This window comes from Pseudomonas sp. 22085 (assembly GCF_052045815.1).
GTDB lineage: Bacteria > Pseudomonadota > Gammaproteobacteria > Pseudomonadales > Pseudomonadaceae > Aquipseudomonas > Aquipseudomonas glycinae.
Map to the genome: position 1 here is coordinate 493,800 of NZ_JBQEQA010000001.1, position 13,814 is coordinate 507,613.

Genomic DNA, 13,814 nt, shown 5'->3' on the forward strand with positions numbered 1-13,814 from the left:
TCATGCCGACCAAGGTCGAGCCCGTGGCATGGACACCGCAACCAGCGCCCTCGCTGAGCGAAGGCCAGTACGCTGACAACCAGCGGCTCAAGGGTGTTGCACAGGTCGGGCCGAGCAATATCGAAGGTCCGGAAGCGCTGCTGCTGGAAAACGATTTCCTGATCACCGGCCTGCACGACGGTCGCCTGCTGCGCACCAGCCTCGACGGCCAACAGCGCAAGGTGCTGGCCGATACCGGCGGCCGGCCGCTGGGGCTGGCGCGGCATCCCAACGGTTTGCTGGTGATCGCCGACGGAGTCAAGGGTTTGCTGTCCCTCGACGCACAGGGTCAGCTGGTGGCGCTGACCACCGAAGCCAATGGTCTGCCGTTCGGCTTCACGGATGACGTGGCGATCGACAAGTCCGGACACTACGCCTACTTCAGCGACGCCTCGAGTCGCTGGGGTTACGGTCACGATGGCGAAGCGATCATCGAACATGGCGGCGACGGACGCCTGCTGCGTTACGACTTCCAGACCGGAAAAACCAGTCTGTTGCTGGACAAGCTGGAGTTCGCCAACGGCGTGGCCCTCGGCCCGGAAGACGCTTATGTGCTGGTCAACGAAACCGGCGCCTACCGCATCAGCCGCTACTGGCTGACCGGGCCCAAGGCCGGCACTCACGATTTGTTCATCGATAACCTGCCGGGGCTGCCGGACAACCTCGCCTACAATGGCCGGGATCGCTTCTGGGTGGCGCTGTACACGCCGCGCAATCCGCTGCTCGACCGCACCGCTGAACACCCGTTCGTACGCAAGATGATCGTGCGGGCCATGACCGTGCTGCCCAAACCGGTGGAGAAACGCGGGTTCGTGTTGGGGCTGGATCTGGACGGCAAAGTGATCGCCAATCTGCAGGACGCCAGCGCCGGCAATTACTCGCCGATCACCACGGTGCGCGAGTATGGCGAGTGGTTGTATTTCGGCTCGCTGAAGGCCACGCACATGGCGCGGATGCCATTGGACGCCGCCTTGAAGTGAGGCTTTGAGATTTGTGATGAATCGGCTGACGTCATCGCTGCGATGCGGCGGGCCGACAAGCCAGCTCCCACAGTTACTGCGTTGATCGCGGAATCTGCAGACGACGTAAAACCTGTGGGAGCTGCGGTGCGACGATTCGACTTGCCAGCGATGGCGGACTATCAGTTACTGGATCGATCGAACTTGTCCGGATCCTCATCCTCCGGCACTTCCTCGCTCTTGCGTTCTTCTTCAGGACTACGAACGGTGTGCGCCGGACTGTTGGGCTCGGGATGGGTAGGAACCGGGTCGAATGCACCCTGCTCTTCACTGGGAAATTTAGGATCTTTCATAAGGCACCTCGGTAAGAGTCGCGATGTAAAGACTCTGAACATTCGAGGTGCCGGTCGGGGCTGTCGTTCCAGTCGTTTCACCAGCGAGGGCCGGTGGCGCGACTGACGTTCAGGATCGGGCCTGCAACTGCTCGACGATCTTGTCTTTGACCTGCAGGCGTTTCTCTTTGAGTTTCTTCAGGGTGTCGTCGCTGGGTGCATCCGAGGTCGCCGTCTCGGCCTTGACGACTTCGGCGTCCGCCTGGGAATACTTGTTGATCAGTGCATCCAGATGTGGATCCGCGGTGCGTCGTTGCTGGATCTCTTCCTTTGTCAGTTTCAAGTCCTGTAACAAATCATGGGTCACCGGCATGGAACACCTCCGTCAGTTGATCGGCAGCCAACGCGACCGATTGCGCTGGCCAGGTATCAGAATGGCCTCGGTTGACCGGTTCTGTCGACCTCCTGTCAGACCAGCGGTGCCCGTTCGTCGCCCTTTCGCAAATGCGATAAAACCTTTGGTCGGCGAAATCCCTCCATTGGTTAACGCTCACAAAAACCTGCGTGGAGAAACACCAATGGACGGATTCAAACTGCGTCATCTCTTTCTGGCTGTCGCCCTCAGCACCGGCATGGGTTCGGCCTTTGCCGCCACCGACAACGATTTCGTCGATAACGCAGCAGCCGGCGGCATCGCCGAAATCGAAACCAGCCGTCTGGCGCTGGAAAAGAGCCAATCGGCCGACATCAAGGCGTTTGCCAACATGATGATCACCGACCATGGCAAGGCCAACGATGAACTGGCCACGATTGCCAAGGCCAACGACATTGAAGTGCCGGACACCACGACCCTGGTCAAACAGGCCAAGGAGAAAATCCTCGACATGCGCGATGAATCCTTCGATGCCGCCTATGCCAACAATCAGGTCAAGGCGCACGAAGAAACCATCGAGCTGTTCAAGAAACAAGCCAACACCGTGACCGACGACAAGGTCAAAGGCGCCACCGAACTCAAAGCCTTTGCGCAGAAAATGTTGCCCGGTCTGGAAAAACACCTGGCCGCCGCCAAAGAGCTACAGGCCAAACACCCCAGCAAGTAACCGCCAGGTACTCAAAGAGGCCGCCTCCATTGGACGCGGCCTCTTTGCGTTGGGGCCTTGTTGCAGGCAAAAGATCAGCATTTGCGGCCACGCCGACTAGAGTTACCGGTGCATTGCTTGCGGCAGATCAAAAATATCCTCGCGGGAACGAACAACTATTTCGAACGGCCAGGGTCATTCACTTCGCGCCGGTCATTTTCCGAAGATCCGGCCCCCAATTCGCAATGGAGCAACAGGCACATGGCAGCACTGCAGAACAGCACACTTAATGCGATTAAAAACAATCAGGTTCAACTGCTGGGCGAATGGATCAACGGGCTTCAAACCACCGGCGCTACGCGCAACCTCAAAGAACACGACATACAGCAACAGACCGGCGAATTCCTGCAACTGGTGGTCAGTGGCCTGGAAAACGACAGCGGCACCAACATCGCCGCGCCGGGCTGGGAAGGCATGCGCCAGTTCCTCGAAAAACTCTCCCACAGCCGCGCCCAGCTCGGTCAGGATTCCCAGCAGACCGCCAGCTTCATTTTCTCGCTCAAGGGCCCGCTGTTCGCCCTGCTGCAAAACCATTATCGGGACCAGCCCGCCCTGCTCGCCGAACAGCTTTGGGAAATCTCCGAACTGTTCGATGCTTTCGGCCTGTACACCATTCGCACGTTCCAGAAGTCCCGTGAAGCGGTGATCAAGCGCCAGCAGGAAGAACTGCTGGAGTTGTCGACCCCGGTGGTCAAACTGTGGGATGGCGTGCTCGCCCTGCCGATGATCGGCACCCTCGATTCACAGCGCACCCAAGTGGTGATGGAATCGCTGCTGCAACGCATCGTCGACACCGGCTCGGAAATCGCCATCATCGACATCACTGGCGTACCAACCGTCGACACGCTGGTTGCCCAACACCTGCTCAAGACCGTGACCGCGATCCGTCTGATGGGCGCCGACTGCATCATCAGCGGCGTGCGTCCGCAGATTGCCCAGACCATCGTGCACCTGGGCCTCGACCTGCAAGGCGTGGTCACCAAAGCCAATCTGGCCGACGCATTGAAGCTGGCCCTGACCCGTCTGGGCATCACCCTCACCAAGACGGTCTGAACAATGGAACGTATCCCGATTCTTCAGATGGGTGACTTCCTGCTGGTGACCATCCAGGTCGACATGCATGACCAACTCGCCCTCACCTTGCAGGACGATCTGTCCGAGCGCATCAGCAAGACCTCCGCGCGCGGCGTGCTGATCGACATCTCGGCGCTGGACATGGTCGATTCGTTCATCGGCCGGATGATCGGCACCATTTCCGGCCTGTCGAAAATCATGGACGCTGAAACCATGCTGGTCGGTATGCAACCGGCAGTGGCGATCACGCTGGTGGAGCTCGGTCTTTACCTGCCGGGCGTCAGCACCGCGCTGAACGTCGAGCGCGGAATGAAGCTGCTGCAGGAACGAGTACGCCAGCAATGACCGTGCGCAGCAGCGGTACCCAACCGATCAACATCGAGCAGGATGTGGTGCTGGCGCGGCAAACGGCGCGCAAGCTGGCCACCGAGTGCGGCATGCGCCTGATCGACCTGACCAAACTGGTGACCGCCGTCAGTGAACTGGCGCGCAACACCATGGTGTATGGCGGTGGCGGAGACATGGACTGGCAGATCCTCGATGACAACCACAAGGTCGGCCTGCGCCTGACCTTTCGCGATGAAGGCCCGGGTATTCCCGACATCAAACTGGCGATGACCGACGGCTGGACCTCCGGCAGCGGTCTGGGCCTGGGCCTGACCGGGGCCAAGCGACTGGTAGATGAATTCGAACTGGACACCGAGCCCGGCAAAGGCACTCGCATAACGATCACCCGATGGACATGAACATCAGCGGGACATTGACCCAGGTGTTGGTGATCGAGGACAGCAGCCAGATCGGCCATGCCCGGCGTACGGCCCAGCGTCTGGCCGAGCAACACGGTTTTGGCGAAAGCGATGCCGGCCGCGTCGCGCTGGTGGCCACGGAGCTGGCGAGCAATGTGCTCAAGCATGCCGGGCACGGCGAACTTCACTTGCGTCTGTTGCCGCGTCGGGGTGACGACGGCATCGAGATGATTGCAGTCGACCGGGCGCAGGGCTTTGATCTGGATGCGTGCATGGCCGATGGTTTTTCCACCGGCGGTACTCAGGGCATCGGTCTGGGCGCCGTGGCACGCCAGGCGGATGTCTTCGATGTTTTTGCCGACCATCGCGGCGCGGTGCTGCTCGCTCGTTTATACCCGCGCAGCGACCGGCAGGTGGATATGCCGTATGGTGTCAGCCAACACTCGCTGCACAACGACCCGGCCTGCGGTGATGTCTGGCATCTGGCGATCCACGGCAGTGACGTCAGTGCACTGGTGGTCGACGGTTTGGGCCATGGCGAGGACGCCGAGCGTGCGGCCCGCGCCGGTGAAAAGGCCTTTGCCTTGAATCCGTTCGGTGCGCCGACGCTGCTGATGGAAGACATGCACCGTGAGATGATCGGTAGCCGGGGCGGCGCGGTGGCATTCGCGCAGTTTCACGCCGGCCGTGCCAGTCTGTCGTTCACCGGTGTCGGCAACATCGGTGCCAGCCTGATCGCTTCCGACAAGTCGCGCGGACTGGCCTCGCATCCGGGCATCGTCGGTGGCCAATACAGAAAAGCCCAGCCTTTTGACTATGCTCACGTGAACGGACATCTATTGATCATGTATAGCGACGGCTTGCAGTCCCGCTGGAACCTTCAGGATTACCCCGGTCTGGTGCATCGCCATCCCGCCGTGATTGCCACCGTCCTGCACCGCGACTTCTGCCGCGGGCGCGACGATGTCACCGTGCTGGTGGTTGCCCTGGAGTCCGCCCATGACTGAGTCCCCGACCTTGAACAACGCCGAACAGGCTGCCTTGATCGCCCAGTTGCAGAGCGAAACCGCAGCGCTACGCGAAGAGCTCGACGAAACCAATCAGGGCGTGCTCGCGCTGTACGCCGAGCTGGATACCCAGGCTGAACAACTGCGTCAGGCATCCGACCTGAAAAGCCGTTTTCTGTCGTACATGAGCCACGAGTTCCGCACGCCGCTGGGCTCGATCCTGAGCATCAACAGCCTGCTCGCCGACGAACTCGACGGCCCCCTCAGCCCCGAGCAACACAAGCAGGTGGCGTTTGTCAGCACCGCCGCCCGGGAACTCAGCGACATGGTCGACGACCTGCTCGATCTGGCGAAGATCGAGGCCGGACGCATCAGCATTTCTGCGGCGTGGTTCGACATGTTCGACCTGTTCGCCGCACTGCGGGGGATGTTCCGGCCGATTGTCGATGCCACGGCCGTAGACCTGATTTTCGAAGAGCCGGTAGGCCTCCCGCGTCTTTACACCGACGACAAGAAGCTGGCGCAGATCCTGCGCAACTTCATTTCCAACTCGCTGAAGTTCACCACCCGTGGCGAGGTCCGGATCTCGGCGCGTCTTGAGGGTGAGGGCAAGGTGCGGTTCGCCGTCAGCGACACCGGCATCGGTATCGCTGCGGAGCTGCACGGCACCTTGTTTGAAGACTTTTCCCAGGTCGACTCACCGCTGCAAAAACGCCTGCGCGGCACCGGGCTTGGCCTGTCGCTGTGCAAACGCTTCGCTGAATTGCTCGGTGGTGAGGTTGGTGTCGAAAGTACACCGGGCGTGGGCTCAAGTTTTTTTGTGATCATTCCGCTGGCACTTGCCCAGGAGAACGTCGATGAAACATGACATCCGTCTGTTGATCGTCGATGACAACGTCGCCACTCGCTATGCCTTGCGCCGACGGCTGGAGCGCCACGGTTACGAAGTGCTCGAGGCCGGCACCGGCGGCGAGGGGCTGGCCCTGATCGCCAGTCAGTCGCTCGATGCGCTGATCCTCGACGTCAACCTGCCGGACATGAGCGGGTTCGACATCGTGCGTAAACTGCGCGCCGACCCGGGCACCGCCCTGCTTCCGGTGATCCACGTGTCCGCCGCGTCGATCCAGACCGGCGACATCATCACCGGCCTCGATGCCGGGGCCGATGCCTACCTGATTCATCCGGTCGATCCCGACGTGCTGCTGGCAACGTTGCGCACCCTGCTGCGGGTGCGTGATACGGAGAACGCGTTGCGCGAAAGCGAGGCGCGTTTCCGCGAGATCTTCGTCAACGTCTCCGCCCCCATCGCGGTGCTCGATGCCAATCTGAAAGTCCATGAGTGCAATCACGCCTTTTCCCAGCTGATCCAGGACAACCGCGACCCGCAGACCCTCAGCGAATGCTTTGCCGAGGATCAGAGCGCGATCCTCGACGAACTGCGCCTGCGACTGGTGGACGGCGAGCGCTGGAAGGGCACGCTGAACATGCGCGTGCAGGGTGAGGTTCGCGAGACCGAATGGCAGATTTCGCCCTACCGGACTCCGAAGCTGAGCCTGGTGTTCGTCGAAGACGTCACCGAACACCGTCATCGCGAGCGCTCGCACCTGGCGCAGCTGGACGACACCACCACGCAACTGGCCAAGGAAGTCGCCGACCGGGTACGCGCCGAATCGCAACTGCTGCAAGTACAGAAAATGGATGCGCTGGGCAAGCTCACGGGCGGCATCGCCCATGACTTCAACAACCTGCTGACCGGAATCATCACCAGCCTCGAACTGATTCAGAAACGTGTTGCCGATGGCCGAACGGACAAGGTCCAGTTCTACGCCGAAGCGGCTCTGAACTCGGCGAGGAGCGCGGCCTCGCTCACCCACCGCCTGCTGGCGTTTGCCCGTCAGCAACCACTCGACACCCGTCCGGTCGACATCAACAGACACGTCCGCTCGCTCGAAGAATTGCTGGTGCGCACCATCGGCGAACGCATCGCCCTCAAGCTCGAATTGACCACCAAAGCCGCCATCGCGCTGGTCGATCCGATTCAGCTCGAAAGTGCGGTACTCAATCTGGTGATCAATGCCCGGGACGCATTGCCACGGGGCGGCAATATCTGGGTCAGCACTTACGCGGCGTACTCCCACGGCGACCCGAACCTCGCCGATGGATCCTACGTGGCGCTATCGGTGCGCGATGACGGTACCGGCATCGAGCACAACGTGATCGACAAGGTGTTCGAGCCGTTCTTCACCACCAAGCCGCTGGGCCAGGGCACCGGGCTGGGGCTGTCGACGATCTACGGTTTTGCCCGTCAGTCCGGTGGCGATGCGCACATCCGCAGCGTAGCGCGACGCGGCACCGAAGTGACGATCATGCTGCCGGCCACCAGCGATCCGACCGCTGTCGATGTGGCCCCGGTGACCATTGATCCGCAAGGCTCGGGCGAACATGTGTTGATCGTCGAAGACATGCCGGCGGTACGCCTGTTCGTCACCGAAGTGCTGGAAGACGCCGGTTACCGCTGCACCCAGGCCGGTGATATCGAAACGGCGCTGGAACGCTTGCAGAACGACGCGTCGATCGACCTGCTGCTGACCGACGTCGGTCTGCCACGTATGACCGGCCGCGAATTGGCGGACGTTGCCCGGGGCTGGCGCGAAGCGCTGCCGATCCTGTTCATGACTGGTTATGCGGAAACCGCGATCAACCGCCAAGTATTCCTCGGAGCCGGCATGGACATGCTGGTCAAGCCGTTTCAGATCAGCGCATTGCTGGACAAGGTGCGTCGCACCCTCGACGGTTCCTGACACACCGCCATCGCGGGCAAGCCCGCTCCCACAGTTNGTGGGAGCGGGCTTGCCCGCGACGAGGCCGGCCCAGGCGACGCAGTTATCGATTCAAGGCACGGGCTAGAAACGGCGCAGTCCGGCTCTTCTTGCTCGCCGCCACTTTCTGCGGCGTCCCGGCCACGACGATCTGGCCGCCCTGATCCCCCGCACCCGGGCCGATGTCGATCACCCAATCGCTCTGCGCCACCACGCGCATTTCATGCTCGACCACAATCACCGTGTGCCCTGCGCTCACCAGATTGTCCAGTTGCTCCAACAAGCGGTCGACGTCTCGCGGATGCAAACCGGTGGTAGGCTCGTCGAGCACATACAACGTCGCGCCGCGCTGATTGCGTTGCAGCTCGGTGGCCAGTTTGATCCGCTGGGCTTCGCCGCCGGACAACTCGGTCGCCGGTTGCCCGAGGCGCAGGTAACCGAGGCCGATGTCGCGCAGCACTTCCAGTGAACGACGGATCGCCGGTTGCTCGGCAAATACCACCACCGCTTCATCCACGGTCAGTTGCAGCACCTGCGCAATGCTCAAGCCCTGCCAGAGGATGGCCAGGGTCTCGGGGTTGTAACGCGCACCATGGCAGGTCGGGCACGGCGCATAAACGCTGGGCATGAACAGCAACTCGACGCTGACAAAGCCCTCGCCTTCGCAGGTCGGGCAGCGCCCCTTGGCGACGTTGAAGGAAAACTGCCCGGCGTCGTAGCCCGCCGCTTTCGCCTCGTCAGTCGCGGCGAACAACTTGCGCACGTTGTCGAACAGCCCGGTGTAGGTCGCCAGATTCGAACGCGGGGTGCGGCCGATGGGTTTCTGATCGACCTGCACCAGACGCTTGATCGACTCCAGCCCGGCGCTGACCTGGCCGGTGCTGGCAGACGGGGTATCGTCTTCCAGATTGAGTTCTTCCGGCTCGGCGTCACCGACGCTGCGCCCGAGCTGCGCGCCGACCAGTTCCAGCAGCGCCTGGCTGACCAGACTCGACTTGCCGGAACCGGAGACGCCGGTAACCGAGGTGAAACACCCCAACGGAAACTCGGCGCTGAGGTTATTCAGGTTATTACGCGTGACGCCGTCGAGCTTCAGCCAGCCCGAAGGTTTGCGCGCGGCGCGTGTGGAGCGTTGCTGTTCGGCGAACAGATAGGCGCGGGTCTGCGAGTGCTCGATCGCCGCCAGCCCCGGCGGCGGGCCGCTGTAGAGAATCTGCCCGCCCTTTTCACCGGCTGCCGGGCCGACGTCGATCAGCCAGTCGGCCCGGCGCATGGTGTCCAGATCGTGCTCGACCACAAACACGCTGTTGCCGTCGGCCTTCAGACGCTGCAAGGCCTCGAACAGGGCCTCGCCGTCGGCCGGGTGCAGGCCGGCGGAAGGTTCGTCGAGCACGTAGATCACGCCGAACAATTGCGAGCCCAGTTGGGTGGCCAGTCGCAGGCGTTGCAATTCGCCGGACGACAGGGTCGGCGTGCTGCGTTCCAGGGCCAGATAACCGAGGCCGAGATCGGTCAGGGTGCTGACCCGTTCCAGCAGATCCTCGGCAATGCGCTGCGCGGCCAGGCGTTTTTCCAGCGACAGGTTCGGCGTATGGCGCACGTCCGGCGCGTTGGCGTGGCCGCTGGCGCCATGGGCCACGCGCTGCTGCCGGGCTTCGCGGGTCTGGCTGTGGGTCAGGGTTTCACCGGTTTCATCGGCGTGTTCCAGCCAGCTCGCGTCCGCGACCGGCCGCAAAACCTCGGCGACTTGCAACAGAGACATCCGCGACAACTCGCCGATGTCATGCCCGGCAAACGTTACCGACAGCGCCTCACGCTTGAGGCGCTTGCCATCGCACAACGGGCAAAGGCTGCCGATCATGAACTGCGACACGCGCTTCTTCATCAGCGCACTTTGCGAATGGGTGAAGGTATGCAGAATGTAGCGCCGGGCGCCAGTGAAGGTGCCTTGATAACTGGGCTCCATGTTGCGCTTGAGGGCGACGCGGGTTTCTTCCGGCGTCAGCCCGGCGTACACCGGAACGGTTGGTGTTTCCTCGGTGAAGAGGATCCAGTCACGCTGTTTTTTCGGCAGCTTGCGCCACGGGATATCGACATCGATACCCATGGTCACCAGGATGTCGCGCAGGTTCTGCCCCTGCCAGGCCAGCGGCCATGAGGCTACGGCGCGCTGGCGGATGGTCAGATTCGGATCCGGCACCATCAACGCCTCGGTGACCTCGTAGACCCGGCCCAGTCCATGGCATTGCGGGCACGCGCCTTGCGGCGTATTCGGTGAGAAGTCCTCGGCGTAGAGCATCGGCTGCCCCGGCGGATAGCTGCCGGCGCGCGAGTACAGCATACGGATCAGGCTCGACAACGTGGTGACGCTGCCCACCGACGAACGCGTGCTCGGCGTGCCGCGCTGTTGCTGCAGGGCCACGGCCGGCGGCAGGCCTTCGATGGAATCGACGTCCGGCACGCCAACCTGATCGATCAGCCTTCGCGCATAGGGCGCCACCGATTCGAAATAGCGTCGCTGGGCTTCGGCATACAGCGTCGAAAACGCCAGCGACGACTTGCCCGACCCCGACACCCCGGTGAACACCACCAGTGCATCGCGAGGAATGTCGACGTCCACGTTCTTCAGATTGTGTTCACGGGCACCGCGCACGCGAACCATGCCGGCGGCAGAACTGGAATTGCGTCTGGAAGTCATCGGCCAGCCTTGGTCAGGGGATTGGAGCTCAGGTGCTGAGCACGGAACGGATCATCTGCAACAGCGCTTCGGGCCCGTAAGGCTTGCCGAGCAGATGCGTATCGGGACTGAGCTGGTGGTTGCGCGAGATGATGTCGCGGGTGTGGCCCGAGGTGAACAACACGGCCACCGGCGGCATTTGCACCTTGGCCCACGCCGCCAGATCGGAGCTCTTGATCAGACCGGGCATGACCACGTCGGTGAAGATCAGGTCGACCCGAGCGCCTTCCATCAACATCTGCATGGCCGCGTCACCGTTGCCGGCGATCAACACGCGGTAGCCTTCTTCGCGCAACAGCTCGACCGCCGAGGTGCGCACCGCTTCGTTGTCCTCGACCACCAGGATCGTCTCGTGACCACCCGCCTGCTGATAATTGACGCTCGGAGAGTCATCAAGCACGGGGCGCAGGCTGCGCGGGAAGTACAACTGCACCCGCGTGCCTTCGCCGATCCGACTGTCGATCTCGACATGGCCGCCGCTCTGCTTGACGAAACCGAACACCATGCTCAAACCGAGACCGGTGCCCTGGCCGTCGGCCTTGGTGGTGAAGAACGGCTCGAACACCTGCTCGAGCATGTGCGGGGCAATGCCCACGCCGCTGTCACTGACCGAAACCCGGACGAAATCCCCCGGCACGATGCCCTTGCCCGAACAGAACGCCCGATCCAGTGAGAGATTCGAGGCACCGAGCACAATCGTGCCCTCGCCCTTCATGGCGTCCCGGGCATTGATCGCCAGATTGAGAATGGCGTTTTCCAGTTGATTGCGATCGACGTTGATGTGCCAAGGTTCGTCCGGCAGTTGTACGTCGATCTGAATGGTTTCGCCCAGCGCCCGTTGCAGCAACTCGCCGACGCCGTCGAAGATTTGCCGGGGATTGCACACCGCCGGCGACAGCGGCTGACGCCGGGCAAACGCGAGCAGTTGCGAAGACAGCTTGGCGCCACGCTCCACCGCCGCCAGCGAGGCGCTGACCCGACGCTGGACGTTGGCATTGTCCGGTTCATGCCGCGCCAACAGGTGCAGGTTGCCGGCGATCACTTGCAGCAGGTTGTTGAAGTCATGAGCCACGCCGCCGGTGAGGCCGCCGATGGATTCGAGTTTCTGCGACTGGCGCAATTGCTCTTCGGCGGCGAGGCGCGCCTCGACTTCATCCGCGACACGCTGTTCGAGGTTGCGGGTGAACTTGAGCAGTGACTCTTCAGCCGCCTTGCGCTCGTTAATGTCGATCAGCACACCGGGAAAACGGAACGGCCGGCCGTGCTCGTCGAATTCACAAGCGCCGCTGGCGAGCACCCACAGACAACTGCCATCGGCACGCACCACCCGGTACTCGGCGTTGTAGGGCTCGCCGGTGCGGACCGAATTCTCCACGCACTCCTTGACCCAATTGCGATCGTCCGGGTGAATGTGCGCTTCGGCGATATGCTGCGGCAGATTGCTCAGGTCTTGATCAGGCGGATAGGAAAATGTCCGGGCGAAACGCTCGTCGGCCGACAGTACGTTGTTTCTGACGTCCCAGACAAAGGAACCGAGCAGTGCCCCGGCATTCAGTGCCAGTCGCACCCGCTCGTTATCGGCGCGATAAGCGTCTTCGGCGGCCTGACGCAAGCGTTCGGACAGCACCAGTTCAGTGGTTTCCACCACCATCGCCATCACGCCCGAAGGCACACCGGCATCGTTGGCCACCGGGCTGTAATACAAATCGAGCCAGACGTCCTCGGGGACGCCATCGCGCAGCAACACCAGGACCTTGTTGCGATATTCCAGGGTGCCGCCGGCCAGACAGGTATCGACCACATGCCGGTTGAAATCGGCCACCTCCGGCCAACCCAGTTCCACCGGCGATCCGAGCAGGTAGGGATGTCGTCCGCCGGCGAATCGTGAGTAAGCGTCGTTGTAGATCATGTAACCGGCATGGCCCCAGAGCATGACCATCGGCAGCGGCGATGCCAGCATCAGTTGCACGGTGCTGCACAGGCTGGCCGGCCAGGTTTCGAGCGGGCCCAGATCGGTCCTGCTCCAGTCGAACGCACGGATTCGCCCGGCCATCTCGCCTTGCCAGCCGTCACACCCATGGCTATCGGATAAAAACTGCATCAGCTGCTTCAACGCCTTGTGGTTGATCCGGATCTATCGCTGCGCGGTCAAACGTCGCGCCCGTCTGTTTCGAGCGCATTGGGCAACGATGGTTTCATTAGAGGTATAGCCGATTTCAGTGGCAGCCGACGCTCAGACTTCGATCAGATGTTTGAGCGGATGGTAGCCGGTCTTGAGCTTCGCAGCGACGTCGAGAATCGCCTTCTGGATGCCGTCCAGGTGTATGCAGGTCAGCTCGATGGCGGCGCTCTGATTGCCAGCCTCGATGTACTCGATCAGGCGCAGGTGTTCGTCGTCGCGACAGGCTTCGTGGCTGTCGTCATCCAGCGCCGCGGCGTACAGCGAGGCGCGGGAAATCAACTTCTGGAACCAGTCGAGCAGCACCGGGTTATTCAGGCTGCGGGCGAGCTTGATGTGGAACTCGCCCAGCAGGTGGATCAGTCGCTCGTGGTCGCCGGCTTCGTGGGCTTCGTCCTCGAGCAGCAAATGATCGCGCAAGTCCTGCATCACCGCAGAGTCCTTGCGCCGGCACAGTTCGGTGACGATACCGATCTCGACCAGACGCCGGGTTTCGAACAGCGACCGGATTTCCTCATCGCTGGGCAGCGACACCGACGCACCTTTATTGGGCTCGGTGGTGACCAGTCCGTCGGCCTCCAATTGCTTGAGCGCCGCGCGAACCGACGTGCGGCTGACATTGAACAATTCTGCCAGCGACGCCTCGCCCAGCTTCATCCCCGGACGCAGCGAACGCTTGCTGATCGCCTCGTAAACCCCTTGGTAGACGCGGTCGACCGTGGTTTCCGGTTTTTTCTCGGTCATCTGAAAACTCCTTCAATGCTGGCAGCGCTGCCCGACGAG

The 13,814-nt window shown here is 62.1% G+C and carries 13 protein-coding genes; 8 read left to right on the forward strand and 5 right to left on the reverse strand.

Features of this window, described 5'->3' with window-relative positions:
- Positions 1-2 precede the first annotated feature (2 nt).
- Positions 3-1,019 (forward strand): SMP-30/gluconolactonase/LRE family protein, encoded by a 1,017-nt coding sequence (locus ACTJK7_RS02085; protein WP_419791550.1) that lies wholly within the window; start codon positions 3-5, stop codon positions 1,017-1,019.
- A 161-nt stretch (positions 1,020-1,180) separates the two neighbouring features.
- Here ACTJK7_RS02085 and ACTJK7_RS02090 read toward each other — a convergent pair whose 3' ends face one another.
- Together ACTJK7_RS02090 and ACTJK7_RS02095 are read right to left on the reverse strand one after the other, a co-directional pair.
- The gene (locus ACTJK7_RS02090) at positions 1,181-1,351 is read right to left on the reverse strand and encodes a hypothetical protein (protein ID WP_170928923.1); all 171 of its coding nucleotides are present in this window, start codon (positions 1,349-1,351) and stop codon (positions 1,181-1,183) included.
- A gap of 109 nt (positions 1,352-1,460) precedes the next feature.
- Complete coding sequence (locus ACTJK7_RS02095) at positions 1,461-1,703, reverse strand: YdcH family protein (protein ID WP_039768852.1); 243 nt, start codon at positions 1,701-1,703, stop codon at positions 1,461-1,463.
- A gap of 205 nt (positions 1,704-1,908) precedes the next feature.
- Between ACTJK7_RS02095 and ACTJK7_RS02100 the strand changes: the two genes are divergently transcribed.
- From ACTJK7_RS02100 to ACTJK7_RS02130, 7 genes are all read left to right on the forward strand, one after another.
- Positions 1,909-2,430: a DUF4142 domain-containing protein gene (locus tag ACTJK7_RS02100; RefSeq protein ID WP_085695913.1), complete on the forward strand. Its 522-nt coding sequence runs from the start codon at positions 1,909-1,911 to the stop codon at positions 2,428-2,430.
- A 240-nt stretch (positions 2,431-2,670) separates the two neighbouring features.
- Complete coding sequence (locus ACTJK7_RS02105; protein ID WP_064381281.1) at positions 2,671-3,522, forward strand: STAS domain-containing protein; 852 nt, start codon at positions 2,671-2,673, stop codon at positions 3,520-3,522.
- Between the two features lie 3 nt (positions 3,523-3,525).
- Entirely contained in the window at positions 3,526-3,888 is a 363-nt protein-coding gene (locus tag ACTJK7_RS02110; protein ID WP_011334518.1) for an STAS domain-containing protein, read from the forward strand.
- The gene (locus ACTJK7_RS02115) at positions 3,885-4,289 is read left to right on the forward strand and encodes an anti-sigma regulatory factor (RefSeq protein WP_011334519.1); all 405 of its coding nucleotides are present in this window, start codon (positions 3,885-3,887) and stop codon (positions 4,287-4,289) included. Before ACTJK7_RS02110 ends, ACTJK7_RS02115 begins: the two co-directional genes overlap by 4 nt.
- A complete protein-coding gene (locus tag ACTJK7_RS02120; protein ID WP_440780142.1) occupies positions 4,286-5,296 on the forward strand; it encodes an ATP-binding protein in 1,011 nt (336 codons plus the stop codon). The genes ACTJK7_RS02115 and ACTJK7_RS02120 overlap by 4 nt, the downstream gene beginning before the upstream one ends.
- Positions 5,289-6,164: a sensor histidine kinase gene (locus ACTJK7_RS02125; RefSeq protein WP_011334521.1), complete on the forward strand. Its 876-nt coding sequence runs from the start codon at positions 5,289-5,291 to the stop codon at positions 6,162-6,164. The genes ACTJK7_RS02120 and ACTJK7_RS02125 overlap by 8 nt, the downstream gene beginning before the upstream one ends.
- Entirely contained in the window at positions 6,154-8,097 is a 1,944-nt protein-coding gene (locus tag ACTJK7_RS02130; protein ID WP_108562262.1) for a response regulator, read from the forward strand. The genes ACTJK7_RS02125 and ACTJK7_RS02130 overlap by 11 nt, the downstream gene beginning before the upstream one ends.
- 82 nt (positions 8,098-8,179) lie before the next feature.
- On the opposite strand, the gene ACTJK7_RS02135 is transcribed toward ACTJK7_RS02130, so the two are convergent.
- From ACTJK7_RS02135 to ACTJK7_RS02145, 3 genes are all read right to left on the reverse strand, one after another.
- Complete coding sequence (locus ACTJK7_RS02135; RefSeq protein ID WP_440780121.1) at positions 8,180-10,813, reverse strand: excinuclease ABC subunit A; 2,634 nt, start codon at positions 10,811-10,813, stop codon at positions 8,180-8,182.
- Between the two features lie 28 nt (positions 10,814-10,841).
- Positions 10,842-12,953 (reverse strand): ATP-binding protein, encoded by a 2,112-nt coding sequence (locus ACTJK7_RS02140; protein WP_440780120.1) that lies wholly within the window; start codon positions 12,951-12,953, stop codon positions 10,842-10,844.
- Positions 12,954-13,085: 132 nt separating this feature from the next.
- Entirely contained in the window at positions 13,086-13,775 is a 690-nt protein-coding gene (locus ACTJK7_RS02145; protein ID WP_064381273.1) for a GntR family transcriptional regulator, read from the reverse strand.
- Positions 13,776-13,814: the final 39 nt, after the last annotated feature.